13 protein-coding genes are annotated in these 14,527 nt (G+C 55.9%); all 13 read right to left on the bottom strand.

Going from position 1 to position 14,527, the window contains the following annotated elements; translation table 11 throughout:
• Positions 1–89 precede the first annotated feature (89 nt).
• The 13 genes from tolA to sdhB all read right to left on the bottom strand — a co-directional run bounded on the left by tolA (position 90) and on the right by sdhB (position 14,522).
• Entirely contained in the window at positions 90–1,430 is a 1,341-nt protein-coding gene (gene tolA, locus GQR96_RS07400; protein WP_236948502.1) for a cell envelope integrity protein TolA, read from the bottom strand.
• 99 nt (positions 1,431–1,529) lie between these two features.
• Positions 1,530–1,958, bottom strand: coding sequence for a colicin uptake protein TolR (tolR, locus tag GQR96_RS07395; protein ID WP_002895061.1), 429 nt, complete (start codon positions 1,956–1,958; stop codon positions 1,530–1,532).
• A 3-nt stretch (positions 1,959–1,961) separates the two neighbouring features.
• Positions 1,962–2,654 carry a Tol-Pal system protein TolQ gene (gene tolQ / locus GQR96_RS07390; RefSeq protein ID WP_004152221.1) on the bottom strand — a complete coding sequence of 231 codons (693 nt, stop codon included), beginning with the start codon at positions 2,652–2,654 and terminating at the stop codon, positions 1,962–1,964.
• Entirely contained in the window at positions 2,651–3,055 is a 405-nt protein-coding gene (gene ybgC, locus GQR96_RS07385; RefSeq protein ID WP_002895056.1) for a tol-pal system-associated acyl-CoA thioesterase, read from the bottom strand. Before ybgC ends, tolQ begins: the two co-directional genes overlap by 4 nt.
• Before the next feature lie 149 nt (positions 3,056–3,204).
• Positions 3,205–3,495, bottom strand: a complete 291-nt coding sequence (ybgE, locus tag GQR96_RS07380) for a cyd operon protein YbgE (RefSeq protein WP_065904964.1) — start codon at positions 3,493–3,495, stop codon at positions 3,205–3,207.
• Positions 3,495–3,611: a cytochrome bd-I oxidase subunit CydX gene (gene cydX, locus GQR96_RS07375; protein WP_002895051.1), complete on the bottom strand. Its 117-nt coding sequence runs from the start codon at positions 3,609–3,611 to the stop codon at positions 3,495–3,497. The genes ybgE and cydX overlap by 1 nt, the downstream gene beginning before the upstream one ends.
• Positions 3,612–3,626: 15 nt before the next feature.
• A complete protein-coding gene (cydB, locus tag GQR96_RS07370; protein WP_004885993.1) occupies positions 3,627–4,766 on the bottom strand; it encodes a cytochrome d ubiquinol oxidase subunit II in 1,140 nt (379 codons plus the stop codon).
• 15 nt (positions 4,767–4,781) lie between these two features.
• Positions 4,782–6,350 carry a cytochrome ubiquinol oxidase subunit I gene (gene cydA / locus GQR96_RS07365; protein ID WP_032455734.1) on the bottom strand — a complete coding sequence of 523 codons (1,569 nt, stop codon included), beginning with the start codon at positions 6,348–6,350 and terminating at the stop codon, positions 4,782–4,784.
• Positions 6,351–7,177: 827 nt separating this feature from the next.
• The gene (gene sucD, locus GQR96_RS07360; protein ID WP_004885990.1) at positions 7,178–8,047 is read right to left on the bottom strand and encodes a succinate--CoA ligase subunit alpha; all 870 of its coding nucleotides are present in this window, start codon (positions 8,045–8,047) and stop codon (positions 7,178–7,180) included.
• Complete coding sequence (gene sucC / locus GQR96_RS07355; protein ID WP_002895039.1) at positions 8,047–9,213, bottom strand: ADP-forming succinate--CoA ligase subunit beta; 1,167 nt, start codon at positions 9,211–9,213, stop codon at positions 8,047–8,049. Before sucC ends, sucD begins: the two co-directional genes overlap by 1 nt.
• Before the next feature lie 103 nt (positions 9,214–9,316).
• On the bottom strand, positions 9,317–10,543 hold the full coding sequence (odhB, locus tag GQR96_RS07350) for a 2-oxoglutarate dehydrogenase complex dihydrolipoyllysine-residue succinyltransferase (protein ID WP_023319992.1): 1,227 nt from the start codon (positions 10,541–10,543) through the stop codon (positions 9,317–9,319).
• 14 nt (positions 10,544–10,557) lie between these two features.
• Positions 10,558–13,365: a 2-oxoglutarate dehydrogenase E1 component gene (gene sucA / locus GQR96_RS07345; RefSeq protein WP_004147623.1), complete on the bottom strand. Its 2,808-nt coding sequence runs from the start codon at positions 13,363–13,365 to the stop codon at positions 10,558–10,560.
• 440 nt (positions 13,366–13,805) lie between these two features.
• Positions 13,806–14,522: a succinate dehydrogenase iron-sulfur subunit SdhB gene (gene sdhB / locus GQR96_RS07340; protein WP_002894954.1), complete on the bottom strand. Its 717-nt coding sequence runs from the start codon at positions 14,520–14,522 to the stop codon at positions 13,806–13,808.
• Positions 14,523–14,527 lie beyond the last annotated feature (5 nt).

The raw sequence follows: 14,527 nt of genomic DNA, 5'->3' as shown, positions 1-14,527 counted from the left end.
GAATGTTAACAAACTCAAATACACAAAACTACCAAAACCCATGACCGCCCTATTTTCTTTCCCCCCGCTAACGCGGGGAGAAAAAGCGCTTAAGGTTTGAAGTCCAGTGGCGCATTTTTGAACGTTTCATAAACAGCCTGCGACGGCGGTTTAGGGAATTTGCTCATCCGACTGGTAGCCGCCAGCATTTGCTGGCAGAAAGCCGGATCGCCGCCTTCCGATTTCACACTCAACAACGTTCCATCCTGAGCCAGGTTTACGCGCAACGTACATACTTTACCCTTGTACGTATCCCAGTCATAGAGATGTCCTTTAATCGCGGCCTGCACCTGCGAAATATAGCTGGCAATCTCCGCCTGAGATGCACCGCCCTGCCCCGGTTTACTTCCTTTAGCAGGTGAAGAGCCACCTGTGCTACCGCTGGTGCTACCTTTCGGCGCATTCTTACCAGAGCTCAGATCGCCGAGCAGGTCGTCAACGCCGTCCGCTTCTTTCGCTGCAGCCGCTTTCTTCGCTGCCGCGGCTTTTGCTGCTGCCGCTTTGGCCGCTTTATCAGCCGCCGCCTTCTCAGCAGCTGCCGCTTTGGCTGCCGCTGCTTTTTCAGCTGCGGCGGCTTTCTCGGCGACGGCCTTCTCCGCGGCCGCTTTTTGCGCGGCCGCTTTCTCAGCTGCTTTTTCGGCGGCTTTTTCTGCAGCCGCTTTTTCAGCCGCTGCCTGTTTAGCCGCTTCCTGCTGGGCCTTCTTCTCCGCTTCCTGTTGCGCTTTCTTCGCCGCTGCCGCTTCTGCTTTCTTCTGCGCCTCTGCCGCGGCTTTCGCCGCTTCGGCTTCCGCCTGTTTCTTCGCATCGGCCGCTGCTTTCGCGGCGGCGGCTTCGGCCTGTTTCTTCGCGTCAGCAGCCGCTTTCGCTGCCGCCAGTTCAGCCGCTTTCGCCTGGGCATCCGCCTTCGCTTTCGCCTCGGCGGCCGCTTTGGCCGCTGCTTCCTGCGCTTCTTTAGCCTGCGCATCCGCTTTGGCTTTCGCCGCCGCGGCAGCCTTGGCTGCGGCTTCCTCAGCCTGCTTCTGTTGTTCCTTCGCTTCTTTCGCCGCTTCCTGCGCCTGCAGCCGCTCCTGTTCGAGCTGTTTCAGCCGTTCCTGTTCCGCCGCCTGCTTCTCACGTAACTCTTCCGCCTGCTGCTGCGCCTGTTTTTCGCGCTGTTCAGCGGCGCGACGTGCGCTGGCCTGCTGCTGTTGCTGACGGTTATAGTTATTTACCACCGCCCCCGGATCGACCATGACGGCATCAATCGACGATCCCCCGCCGCCGCCGGCAGAGGCATCCAGATGCTCGTCAAACGAACTCCAGATCAGCAGCGCGATCAGTATGATGTGCAGCGCGACTGAAATGATGATCGCTCGTTTAAGCTTGTCGTTTTGTTCGGTTGCCTTTGACACTATCGGTTCCCAAAAACTGTTCGCCTGTACCCGCGATGCGCACCGACGGCGAGCGATACTCGCCGCCGAACGCCGCGCGGACGCACCTACCTGAAGCGATTAAATAGGTTTGGTCATCAAGCCGACCGATTTAACCCCTGCACTATGCAACAGGTTCAGCGCTTTAATAATTTCATCGTAAGGGACGTCTTTCGCACCGCCGATCAGGAATACCGTTTTCTCATTGGCTTCAAGACGACGCTTCGCTTCGGCAATCACCTGCTCCGGCGGCAGCTGGGACAGCGTCTCCTGCCCCACTTTCACGCTGTACTGCCCTACCCCGGAGACTTCCACAATCACCGGCGGATCGTCATTGCTTTTCACCGCTTGCGATTCCGTGGCGTCCGGCAGATCGACTTCCACGCTCTGCGTAATGATCGGCGCCGTTGCCATAAAGATCAGCAACAGCACCAGCAGGACATCCAGCAGCGGAACGATGTTGATCTCGGACTTCAGTTCGCGACGTCCGCGTCCACGTGCTCTGGCCATGGCTTACCCCTTATTGCTTTCGCTGGTGGTAAAAGCCTGACGGTGCAGAATGGCGGTGAACTCTTCCATAAAGTTGTCGTAATTCAGTTCAAGCTTGTTCACGCGCTGGTTCAGGCGGTTATACGCCATGACCGCCGGGATAGCAGCGAACAGACCGATCGCAGTGGCGATCAGCGCTTCGGCGATACCCGGCGCCACCATCTGCAGGGTGGCCTGCTTCACCGCGCCAAGAGCGATAAAGGCGTGCATGATCCCCCAAACGGTACCGAACAGACCGATATACGGGCTGATGGAGCCTACGGTGCCGAGGAACGGAATATGGGTCTCCAGCGTTTCCAGCTCGCGGTTCATCGATATACGCATCGCGCGCGATGCCCCTTCGACGATCGCCTCCGGCGCATGACTGTTGGCCCGATGCAAGCGCGCAAACTCTTTGAAGCCGCTGTAGAAGATCTGCTCCGAACCGGTCAGATTATCGCGACGCCCCTGGCTTTCCTGATACAAACGGGACAGTTCAATCCCGGACCAGAATTTGTCCTCGAACGCTTCAGCTTCGCGCGCGGCCGAGTTAAGGATACGCGTTCTCTGAATAATGATAGCCCAGGAAGCGATAGAAAAACCAATCAAAATCAACATGATAAGTTTAACCAGAAGGCTCGCCTTCAGGAACAAATCAAGGATATTCATGTCAGTCACTGCTTAAACTCCGCGACAATAGACTTGGGAAGCGCACGTGGCTTCATTAAGAGTGGATCAACGCACACAATGAGAACCTCAGCTTCGTTTAACACTGTATTCTCGGCGTTGACGATTCGCTGCGTGAAAACCAAAGAGGTGCCGCGCATCGAGGTAATTTCCGTCTGGACTTCGAGCATGTCGTCGAGTCTGGCGGGGGCAAAATACTCCAGCGTCATTTTGCGAACCACGAAGGCAACGCGTTCAGCCAACAGAACCTGTTGACTAAAGTGATGGTGGCGCAGCATCTCTGTGCGTGCTCTTTCATAAAAAGCGACGTAACTGGCGTGGTAAACCACACCACCGGCGTCGGTATCTTCGTAGTAGACCCGAACCGGCCATCGAAACAGCGTTGTATTCACTTTACATCCCGGTAATGCAAAAAAAGGTTAGAGCTTTCAAACTTCGCTACTATACGCGCGGGAAAGATGGTTTGGAATGGGGGAAAGTAAACGGGGCGTAAATTTTTATGGGCTTATGCAAGCCCATAGCATTAACAGAGATCTCTTATTCAAAAGAAGAAAAAGAAGAGACCTAAAGCGAGCACGATATCAGCGATAAGCGGACAAAAAATCCCCTGCCATTGAACGGCACGCGGGCGGAAGCCCACGCCGTGAATAACGCCGCTGCAAACTGCCCACATCAGCAAGAAACCATGCCAGATTTCCAGCTCGCTGGTCTTCGCGGCAAAGCGCGACGGATCCCAGAAGATGCAGCCTGCCAGCAGCAGCGCCATCAATAAGGAAAGCGCCCGGAGCGGGCGCTTGTCCATTATCGCGTACAGAGTAGCGATAAATTTCATCAGATTTCTTCTTTCTTCCCGGCTTTGGTGGCTTCCACGTGCTCAAGCGCCAGCGCGGTAATCACCCCAAAGGCACAGGCAAGAAGCGTTCCCAAAATCCATGCGAAGTACCACATATATAGCTCCTTACCTTAGTACAGCGAGTGGGTGTTCTTTTCGATGTCTTCGCGCGTGATGCGGCCAAACATTTTCCAGTAACACCAGCTGGTGTAGCCCAGAATGATCGGCACGAAGACAATCGCCACGTAGGTCATCAGATTCAGCGTCCGCTGGCTGGAGGTCGCGTCCCACATCGTCAGGCTGGCGTTCAGCATAGTGCTGGACGGCATGATGAACGGGAACATCGCGATACCGGCAGTCAGAATGATGCAGGCCAGGGTCAGCGAGGAGAACAGGAATGCCCAGGCGCCTTTATCCGCTTTGGTCGAAACGACGGTCAGCAGCGGCAGCACCACGCCCAGGGCAGGGATCGCCCACAGCGCTGGCATATTGTTAAAGTTCACCATCCACGCACCAGCTTCACGCACCACTTCTTTGGTCAGCGGATTAGACGGGCCGGTATGGTCAATCACCGATTTCACCACATAGCCGTCGATACCGTAGTAGACCCACACACCCGCCAGCGCGAAGCAGACCAGCGTCACCAGCGCCGCCACCGTGGAGACGGTGCGGGTGCGCAGGTGCAGTTCGCCTACGGTACGCATCTGCAGGTAGGTCGCGCCCTGGGTCAGGATCATCGCCACGCTGACGATACCGGCCAGCAGACCAAACGGGTTCAGCAGCTGGAAGAAATTACCGGTATAGAAGAGACGCAGGTATTCGTCGACATGGAACGGCACGCCCTGCAGCAGGTTGCCGAAGGCCACGCCAATCACCAGCGGCGGCACGAAGCTGCCGATGAAGATGCCCCAGTCCCACATGTTGCGCCAGCGGGTGTCCTCGATCTTGGAACGGTAGTCGAAACCGACCGGACGGAAGAACAACGAGGCCAGCACCAGAATCATCGCCACATAGAAACCGGAGAACGCCGCGGCGTAGACCATCGGCCAGGCAGCGAACAGCGCGCCGCCGGCGGTGATCAGCCACACCTGGTTACCGTCCCAGTGCGGGGCGATGGCGTTGATCATAATCCGACGCTCGGTGTCGTTACGGCCGAGGAAGCGGGTGAGCATGCCCACCCCCATGTCGAACCCGTCGGCGACGGCGAAGCCAATCAGCAGGATGCCAATCAGCAGCCACCAGATAAAACGCAATACTTCATAATCGATCATTTGACGACTCCTGTCTTAGCGTGCCGACTGAATAGCCGCAGAGGACTGTTCAAAGTGATAGCGGCCGGTTTTCAGGCTGCTAGGTCCTTTGCGGGCAAACTTGAACATCAGGAACAGTTCAGCCACCAGGAACAGCGTGTACAGGCCGCAGATCAGCAACATAGAGAAGATCAGATCGCCCGCGGTCAGCGACGAGTTGGCCACCGCCGTCGGCAGGACTTCACCAATCGCCCACGGCTGACGGCCGTATTCGGCAACAAACCAGCCCGACTCCACGGCAATCCATGGCAGCGGCAAGCCATAGAACGCGGCGCGCAGCAGCCATTTTTTCTCGCCGATACGGTTACGGATCACGCTCCAGAAGGAGGCGCCGATAATCAACAGCATCAGGATGCCGCACGCCACCATGATACGGAAGGCGAAGTACAGCGGTGCGACGCTTGGAATAGAGTCTTTGGTCGCTTTGGCGATCTGCTCTTCCGTGGCGTCAGCGACGTTCGGGGTATAGCGTTTCAGCAGCAGACCATAGCCAAGATCTTTCTTCACGTTATTGAACTGGTCGCGAACGGACTGGTCGGTGGAACCGGCGCGCAGTTGCTCCAGCAGCGCATAGGCCTTCATGCCGTTACGGATACGCTCTTCGTGCTGAACCATCAGATCCTTCAGACCGATAACCGGCTTATCCACCGAGCGGGTGGCAATGATGCCCAGCGCGTAAGGGATCTGGATGGCGAAGTGGTTGGTTTGCGCATTCTGATCGGGAATACCAAACAGGGTAAAGGCCGCCGGCGCAGGCTGGGTTTCCCACTCTGCTTCGATAGCCGCCAGTTTGGTTTTCTGCACGTCGCCCATTTCGTAACCAGATTCGTCACCCAGCACAATAACGGAGAGGATCGCTGCCATACCGAAGCTGGCTGCGATGGCGAAGGAGCGCTTAGCAAAGGCAAAGTCACGGCCTTTCAGCATGTACCAGGAGCTGATAGCCAGGATGAACATCGCACCGGTGACATAGCCAGACGCCACGGTGTGAACGAATTTCACCTGAGCAACCGGGTTGAGCACCAGTTCGGAGAAGCTAACCATCTCCATACGCATGGTTTCAAAGTTGAAGTCCGATGCGATAGGGTTCTGCATCCAGCCGTTTGCGACGAGGATCCACAGCGCGGAGAGGTTGGAGCCCAGTGCGACCAGCCAGGTGACGGCCATGTGCTGAACTTTACCCAGACGATCCCAACCGAAGAAGAACAGACCTACAAAGGTGGATTCGAGGAAGAAGGCCATCAGACCTTCAATGGCCAGCGGCGCACCGAAGATATCCCCCACGTAGTGTGAGTAATACGACCAGTTAGTCCCGAACTGGAACTCCATGGTCAGACCGGTCGCCACACCCAGCGCGAAGTTGATACCAAACAACTTGCCCCAGAATTTGGTCATATCTTTATAAATCTGTTTGCCGGAAAGGACGTAGACCGTTTCCATGATGGCCAGCAGGAACGCCATACCGAGCGTCAGTGGCACAAACAGGAAGTGGTACATCGCGGTCAAGGCAAACTGTAAGCGCGACAGTTCGACTATATCTAACATCATGACTCCTTGCTCATCGCATGAAGACTCCGAAAATGAACCGAGAAGCTCTGGCTCATACGCATGCCCCAATACAAATTTTTATTTGTCGCCCGCCCGGAGCGGGTTTCAACCGAAAGTGAAACCATGCCAGGACAAGGTTACAAATACGTTAACGAAAAACCCAATTGATTCCCCAATATATTACGCCGCAATAACCTTACAATAAATATGTTTTTATTGTTCCAGTTTTACATTTTTCGACGGTGATCAATATATAGCGAAGATGGCCAGTTTAGGCCAATTTGACTTGAGACAATTTAACGTTTTTTGAAGGATTTTTCCAAGCATTAAGTATTGATATAAATCAATTTTTACTCTACGTGTTAATTATGTAGCCCAATAAAGAATATTGGTAAACTTAATGTTAATACTGTGTTTAAAGTATACTTCGATTGGTTACTAAAAAGGGAGAGATGAGAATCATAGGTAATATTATTTAACGCCGCAGAAAAAAAAAGAAAAAAAGAGCCGATCCGATTAATGCTAGACCGCTCACAGTATTTTTTCCTGTTTTCTTATCCCCTCCCCCACTCTTTTTTTAGTGTCTGTTTTGCTTCCCTCCGATACGGCCAGGGCATATTTTCCTTTCCGACAACCGCACGTCGAGAATATTTATGAAATAATTCTTAAAATCAATATGATAGATAAGGTTTTCGCCAAACGCGGGGTTTGCTGGCTCAGCGGCTTTCGGGAGAAGCGGATAACGGCCAAAAAAAAGGCCACCTGACGGTGGCCAACCATGTCGAAATCGGACAGATTTCTGCTTGCGGACAAGCAGAGAGGGTTTACTTGATGATCGCTTTCAGCGCTTCGCCGATATCGGCCAGGCTGCGAACGGTTTTCACACCGGCTGCTTCCAGGGCTGCGAATTTCTCATCAGCAGTACCTTTACCGCCAGCGATGATGGCGCCCGCATGGCCCATACGCTTGCCTTTCGGCGCGGTCACGCCCGCGATGTAGCCGACAACCGGCTTGGTCACGTGCTCTTTGATGTAGGCAGCCGCTTCTTCTTCCGCGCTGCCGCCGATCTCACCGATCATGACGATAGCTTCGGTCTGCGGGTCTTCCTGGAACAGCTTCAGGATATCGATGAAGTTAGAGCCCGGGATCGGGTCGCCGCCGATACCGACGCAGGTAGACTGGCCGAAGCCGTAGTCGGTGGTCTGCTTAACCGCTTCATAGGTCAGGGTACCGGAACGGGAAACGATGCCCACTTTACCCGGTTTGTGAATGTGACCCGGCATGATGCCGATTTTGCATTCGCCCGGGGTGATAACGCCTGGGCAGTTCGGGCCGATCATGCGCACGCCCGCTTCGTCCAGTTTCACTTTCACAGTCAGCATATCCAGGGTCGGGATACCTTCGGTGATGGTGATGATAAGCTTAATGCCCGCGTCAATCGCTTCCAGAATGGAATCTTTGCAGAACGGCGCCGGAACGTAGATCACGGTCGCGGTAGCGCCGGTCGCTTCAACGGCTTCGCGCACGGTGTTGAACACCGGCAGGCCCAGGTGCGTGGTGCCGCCTTTGCCTGGCGTCACGCCGCCAACCATTTGCGTACCGTAAGCGATCGCTTGTTCAGAGTGGAAGGTCCCCTGGCTACCGGTGAAGCCCTGGCAGATAACCTTGGTATCTTTATTAATTAAAACTGACATTATTTCCCCTCCACTGCGGCAACAACCTGCTGTGCTGCGTCCGTCAGACTTTTCGCTGCAATAATATTCAGGCCGCTGTCAGCCAGTTTTTTCGCGCCCAGTTCGGCGTTGTTACCTTCCAGACGAACCACCACCGGAACGTTAACCCCAACTTCCGCTACCGCACCGATGATACCGTCAGCGATCAGGTCGCAGCGTACGATACCGCCGAAGATGTTAACCAGCACCGCTTTCACGTTGTCATCAGAGAGGATGATTTTGAACGCTTCGGTGACGCGCTCTTTGGTGGCGCCGCCGCCCACGTCGAGGAAGTTAGCCGGTTCGCCGCCGTGCAGTTTAACGATGTCCATGGTACCCATCGCCAGGCCCGCGCCGTTAACCATGCAACCAATGTTGCCGTCCAGCGCGACGTAGTTCAGTTCCCACTGCGCAGCCTGCGCTTCACGCGGATCTTCCTGAGACTGGTCGCGCATTTCGCGCAGATCCGGCTGGCGGAACAGTGCGTTGCCGTCAGCACCCAGTTTGCCGTCCAGGCAGATCAGGTCGCCCTGCTTGGTGATCACCAGCGGGTTAATTTCGATCAGCGCCAGGTCGCGCTCCAGGAAAATGGTCGCCAGACCCATGAAAATCTTAGTGAACTGCTGAACCTGCTTACCTTCCAGGCCCAGTTTGAACGCCAGTTCACGGCCCTGGTAAGGCATCGGGCCCGCCAGCGGATCGATGGCGATCTTGTGGATCAGGTGCGGAGTCTCTTCCGCCACTTTTTCGATTTCCACGCCGCCTTCAGTAGAGGCCATGAACACCACGCGACGGGAACTACGGTCAACGACCGCGCCCAGGTACAGCTCTTTGTCAATATCGGTCGCCGCTTCAACCAGGATCTGGTTAACCGGCTGGCCGTTCGCATCTGTTTGATAGGTCACCAGACGTTTGCCCAGCCAGTGCTCGGCAAATGCGCGGATCTCTTCTTTGCTCTTCACCACTTTCACACCGCCCGCTTTGCCGCGGCCACCAGCGTGAACCTGACATTTCACTACCCACGGACCCGCGCCGATTTTTGAAGCGGCTTCTTCTGCTTCACGCGGAGTAGTACAGGCATAACCCACCGGCGCCGGTAAGCCATAGCGGGCAAAAAGTTGTTTTGCCTGATATTCATGTAAGTTCATGTGTTCAGTCCATCCTTCAGGGTGTAATTATCTTTAAACCTGTAGGCCTGATAACGGCGCTAACGCGTGTTATCCGGCCTACGGTAGGTAATACGCTTGCTGACTACACGTCCAGCAGCAGACGGGTCGGATCTTCCAGCAGCTCTTTAATCGCCACCAGGAAGCCTACCGACTCACGTCCGTCGATCAGACGGTGGTCGTAGGAGAGCGCCAGGTACATCATCGGCAGGATCTCTACCTTGCCATTCACCGCCATCGGACGGTCTTTAATGGCATGCATACCCAGGATGGCGCTCTGCGGTGGGTTGATGATCGGCGTGGACATCAGGGAGCCGAACACGCCGCCGTTGGTAATGGTGAAGTTACCGCCGGTCAGGTCATCTACGGTCAGCTTGCCGTCGCGGCCTTTCACTGCCAGCTCTTTAATATTCTTTTCGATATCCGCCATGCCCAGCAGGTCGACGTCACGCAGAACCGGGGTGACCAGGCCGCGCGGGGTGGATACGGCCATGCTGACGTCGAAGTAGTTGTGGTACACCACGTCGTCGCCATCGATGGAAGCGTTCACTTCCGGATAGCGTTTCAGCGCTTCCACTACCGCTTTCACGTAGAAGGACATAAAGCCCAGACGGATGCCGTGACGTTTTTCGAACGCCTCACCGTACTGCTTACGCAGATCCATGATTGGCTTCATGTTGACTTCGTTGAACGTGGTCAGCATGGCGGTAGAGTTTTTCGCTTCCAGCAGACGCTCGGCCACGCGTTTACGCAGGCGGGTCATCGGGACGCGTTTTTCAGAACGATTGCCCAGCTGCGGCGCCGGCGCGGCTGCCGCGGCGGAGGCTGGCGCTTTGGCTTCTGCCGGCGCCGGGGCTTTCGCCAGATGTTTCTCAACGTCTTCGCGGGTCAAACGGCCGCCGACGCCAGTGCCTTTGATGGCCGCTGCGTCGAGGTTGTGTTCAGCCAGCAGACGACGGATCGCCGGGCTCAGCGCGTCGTTGTTCTGCTCTTCCAGAGAAGCCTGCTGACGCTGCGCCGGCGTGGACGCCTTCGCATCGGCTTTTTCGCTGCTTTCTTTACCTGCGCTGTTACCTTCGCGCAGGCGGCCAAGGATCTGGCGAGACAGGACGGTAGCGCCCTCGTCTTCCAGCACTGCATCCAGAATGCCGTCCGCTGATGCCGGTACTTCCAGTACCACTTTGTCAGTTTCGATTTCGACCAGGACTTCGTCACGGACGACCGCGTCGCCCGGTTTTTTGTGCCAGGTGGCGACGGTTGCGTCAGCTACGGACTCAGGCAGGTCGGGAACCAGAATATCTACGCTACTCATTGTGTATCCTTTAATTAATCGACGTTCAGCGCGTCATTGACCAGATCTTGTTGCTGTTTCTGGTGAACGGACATATACCCTACCGCCGGAGAGGCGGAGGCCGGGCGGCCTGCATAACGCAGAGAGGCCCCAAACGGAATCACTTCACGGAAGTGATGCTGGCTGCAGTACCATGCGCCCTGGTTGAGCGGCTCTTCCTGGCACCAGACAAAATCATGCACGTGCGCATACGCTTTCAGCGCTTCCTGCACCGCCTGATGCGGGAACGGATAGAGCTGCTCGATACGAACGATAGCGACATCTTTTTGCTCGTTTTTGCGGCGCTGTTCCAGCAGGTCGTAGTAAACCTTACCAGAGCACAGCACAACGCGCTTCACAGCCTGCGGATCAAGTTGATCGATTTCACCGATGGCCGGCAGGAAAGTGCCGTTCGCCAGCTCATCCATGCTGGAGACTGCCAGCGGATGACGCAGCAGCGACTTCGGCGACATCACCACCAGCGGACGACGCATACCGCGCAGCGCCTGACGACGCAGCATGTGGTACACCTGCGCCGGTGTGGACGGTACGCAGACCTGCATGTTCTGCTCAGCGCACAGCTGCAGATAACGCTCCAGACGCGCGGAGGAGTGCTCCGGACCCTGGCCTTCATAGCCGTGCGGCAGGAGCATCACCAGGCCGCACATCCGGCCCCACTTCTGCTCACCGGAGGAGATGAACTGGTCGATCACCACCTGAGCGCCGTTGGCGAAGTCGCCAAACTGCGCTTCCCAGATGGTCAGGGTGCGCGGCTCAGCGGTGGCGTAACCATATTCAAACGCCAGTACGGCTTCTTCAGACAGCACCGAGTCCCAAACGCGGAACTGGCCCTGACCGTTATGGACATGCTGCAGCGGGGTGTAAGTTGAACCATTGGTCTGGTTATGGATCACCGCATGACGATGGAAGAAGGTGCCGCGACCGGAGTCTTCCCCGGACAGACGCACCGGAATACCTTCGTCAACCAGCGTGGCGTAGGCCAGGTTTTCGGCGCCGCCCCAGTCGAACAGCTTCTCACCTGCCGCCATCGCCTGGCGGTCGGCGTAAATTTTCGCTACGCGGGACTGCATTTCGATACCTTCCGGCACCGTGCTGATGCGTTTCGCCAGCTCCTGCAGACGCTTCGGCTCCACTTTATCCGGATAGCTCTCGTCCCACTCATGATTGAGGTACGGCGACCAGGTAAAGGAGTGCATGTTCATAGGACGCCATTCCTGCACCACGCATTCGCCGGCATCCAGCGCATCGCGGTAGAGGTTAACCTGCTCGGTCGCGTCTTCCAGAGTCGCCACCTTCTCCTGCTCCAGCTTGTCAGCATAGATTTTGCGCGGGGTCGGGTGCTTTTTGATCTTCTGATACATCAGCGGCTGAGTTGCGCTCGGCTCATCGGCTTCGTTATGGCCGTGACGGCGGTAGCACACCAGATCGATGAAGACATCGCGTTTGAAGGTATTGCGGAAATCCAGCGCCAGACGAGTGACGAACGCGACCGCTTCCGGATCGTCGGCATTGACGTGGAAAATCGGCGCCTGCACCATTTTACCGATGTCGGTGCAGTACGGGGTCGAACGCGCATCCAGCGGGTTAGAGGTCGTGAAGCCCACCTGGTTGTTGATAACGATGCGCACGGTACCGCCCACTTCGTAACCGCGGGCTTTCGACATGTTCAGGGTTTCCTGAACCACGCCCTGACCGGTGACGGCGGCGTCGCCGTGGATAGTGATCGGCAGAACCTTGTTGCTGCTCGGCTCGTCCAGACGATCCAGACGGGCGCGTACGGAACCGATAACCACCGGGCTGACGATCTCGAGGTGCGACGGGTTAAACGCCAGCGCCAGGTGCACCAGACCGCCTTCGGTTTCCATATCGGATGAGAAGCCCATGTGGTACTTCACATCGCCGGTACCGAGATGTTCTTTATGTTTGCCGGCGAACTCGTCGAACAGATCCTGCGGTTTTTTACCCAGCACGTTGACCAGCACGTTGAGACGACCGCGGTGCGCCATGCCCAGCACCACTTCGCGGGTGCCGCTCTTGCCCGCATGGCGGATCATCTCTTTGAGCATCGGGATCAGGGCATCGCCACCCTCCAGCGAGAAGCGCTTCGCCCCCGGGAATTTGGCGCCGAGGTAGCGCTCCAGGCCTTCCGCGGCGGTCAGTTCGCTGAGGAAGCGTTTTTTCTCTTCCGCGGTAAAGCTCGCTTTGCCAGCTACCGATTCAATGCGCTGCTGGATCCAGCGTTTTTCTTCGGTAGAGGTGATATGCATGTATTCCGCGCCGATGGAGCCGCAGTAGGTTTGCTTGAGGGCGGCAATCAGCTCGCCCAGCTTCATCGTGTCTTTACCGATGGCAAATGAACCTACGTTATAGCTTTCCTGGAAATCGGCCTCGGTCAGATCGTGGTAGGCCGGATCGAGATCCGCCACTCTCTCTTGCTTCCACAGCCCCAGCGGATCGAGATTCGCATGCTGGTGGCCACGGAAACGGTATGCGTTGATGAGCTGCAGGACTTTAACCTGCTTCACATTGGTGTCTGGGTCGGAAATCGAAGAAGTGTAACGTGAGGCATCCTTCGCCAGTCGACGGAAATAATCACGCGTTTTGGAATGAAATTGATCCGGTTTAACTCCGGTGCCAGGTAACTGCTGGAACATTGAACGCCAGTTGGCGTCAACAGAGTCAGGATCGGTTAAGAAGTCTTCATAGAGCTGTTCTATCCAGCTCTGGTTCGAACCAGAGAGGTAAGAAGAGTCCAGCCAGGCTTTCATTGCGCCGTTCTGCATCGTGATCCCTTAAGCATTCATATGCTTATTTCGCCGTAGAAACTACCACGCACACCGAGTGCACGTGCCGGGGTTCACTTGTTGCGGACGAGTTGTGGTTTCTATCCGCTAAGGAACCTTTAAAAACTGCCATTAATCTTCGGCGTTCAGGCTGCGGTTGCGTTAGCTGCCTTCACTTACCCCGGTCACATAGTTCGCTATGCTCCCGGGGATGCGTTCAGTTGCCGCCTTACCTCGCACTGAACGCCTTGATTACTGGTACATCTTGTGGCGGTTTTTAAAGATTTCCTGCTATCCCTTCATACTTCAAGTTACATGTACGTTGTCCTGTAACTCGAATTATTTAGGGTATTCATTTCCCGGTAGCACAAACGCTACCGGGGTTACTGCTTTTGGTAGCCCGGATAAGCGGTAGCGCCATCCGGGATACACCGGGTTTCTTACGCGCTGCGCTGCAGCAGCATCGACTTAATATGGCCGATGGCGCGCGTCGGGTTCAGCCCCTTCGGACACACACTGACGCAGTTCATAATGCTGTGACAGCGGAATACGCTGAAAGCATCGCTCAGGCCGTCCAGACGCTCGCTGGTTTCGGTATCGCGACTGTCGATCAGGAAGCGATACGCGGCCAACAGGCCAGCCGGGCCAATGAACTTATCCGGGTTCCACCAGAACGACGGGCACGAAGTCGAACAACATGCGCAGAGAATACACTCGTACAGACCATCGAGTTTCTCACGCTGCTCAGGCATCTGCAGATGCTCGCGAGCCGGAGGATTTTGCCCATTATTCAACAAGTAAGGCTTAATCTTCTCATATTGTGCATAGAATTGCCCCATGTCCACCACCAAATCACGGATAACAGGTAATCCTGGCAGCGGACGGATAACAATCTTCTTGCCCGGCTGATTCAGCGCGGAGATCGGCGTGATGCACGCCAGACCGTTTTTCCCGTTCATATTCAGGCCATCGGAACCACAAACCCCTTCACGGCAGGAGCGGCGGAACGACAGCGACGGATCTTTTTCTTTCAGCTGGATCAGCGCATCCAGCAGCATCATGTCACGACCTTCTTCCGCTTCGAGGGTGTAATCCTGCATGTGCGGAGCGTCATCAACATCCGGGTTATAGCGATAAATTGAAAACTCGAGTTTCATTTTCC

The sequence above is a fragment of the Klebsiella sp. PCX genome (assembly GCF_021869705.1).
GTDB lineage: Bacteria > Pseudomonadota > Gammaproteobacteria > Enterobacterales > Enterobacteriaceae > Klebsiella > Klebsiella quasipneumoniae.
This window is presented reverse-complemented; position numbering and strand designations above follow the sequence as displayed.

Coding starts and splice junctions, on each gene's coding strand:
- tolR (WP_002895061.1), bottom strand. CDS start 1,958: ATGGCCAGAGCACGTGGACGCGGACGTCGCGAACTGAAGTCCGAGATC.
- ybgE (WP_065904964.1), bottom strand. CDS start 3,495: ATGAAATTTATCGCTACTCTGTACGCGATAATGGACAAGCGCCCGCTC.
- cydX (WP_002895051.1), bottom strand. CDS start 3,611: ATGTGGTACTTCGCATGGATTTTGGGAACGCTTCTTGCCTGTGCCTTT.
- cydB (WP_004885993.1), bottom strand. CDS start 4,766: ATGATCGATTATGAAGTATTGCGTTTTATCTGGTGGCTGCTGATTGGC.
- cydA (WP_032455734.1), bottom strand. CDS start 6,350: ATGTTAGATATAGTCGAACTGTCGCGCTTACAGTTTGCCTTGACCGCG.
- sucD (WP_004885990.1), bottom strand. CDS start 8,047: ATGTCAGTTTTAATTAATAAAGATACCAAGGTTATCTGCCAGGGCTTC.
- sucC (WP_002895039.1), bottom strand. CDS start 9,213: ATGAACTTACATGAATATCAGGCAAAACAACTTTTTGCCCGCTATGGC.
- odhB (WP_023319992.1), bottom strand. CDS start 10,543: ATGAGTAGCGTAGATATTCTGGTTCCCGACCTGCCTGAGTCCGTAGCT.
- sucA (WP_004147623.1), bottom strand. CDS start 13,365: ATGCAGAACGGCGCAATGAAAGCCTGGCTGGACTCTTCTTACCTCTCT.
- sdhB (WP_002894954.1), bottom strand. CDS start 14,522: ATGAAACTCGAGTTTTCAATTTATCGCTATAACCCGGATGTTGATGAC.